Source organism: Pseudoalteromonas sp. GW168-MNA-CIBAN-0100 (assembly GCF_040309225.1).
GTDB classification, from domain to species: Bacteria; Pseudomonadota; Gammaproteobacteria; order Enterobacterales; family Alteromonadaceae; genus Pseudoalteromonas; species Pseudoalteromonas arctica.
This window is the reverse complement of the sequence record NZ_JBEOOL010000542.1, coordinates 1-273: the sequence shown is the minus strand read 5'-3', so window position 1 is coordinate 273 and position 273 is coordinate 1. Positions and strand designations below refer to the sequence as shown.

1 protein-coding gene is annotated in these 273 nt (G+C 47.3%); it reads left to right on the top strand.

The features are described from left to right. Positions 1-273, top strand: a 273-nt coding sequence (locus tag AAEY62_RS22340) for a M17 family peptidase N-terminal domain-containing protein (protein WP_350636597.1), incomplete at both ends; no start/stop codon positions are given.

Sequence of the window (273 nt, the reverse complement as noted above, 5' to 3'; positions counted from 1 at the left end):
GTGTGCTTCTTAACTGAACTGCATGTCAAAGGCCGCGACACCTATTGGAAAGTTCGCCAAGCCATTGAGAGCACCCAAAATAGTCTGTATTCGTTTGATGCATTAAAAACCCGTAAAGGCGAAACTCGTCGTCCATTACGTAAAATGGTATTCAACGTGCCTACACGCCGTGAACTCACCATTGGTGAGCGCGCAATTGAACACGGAACTGCCGTATCTGCTGGTATGCATTTATGTCGTGACGTGGCCAACATGCCGCCTAACATTTGTAAC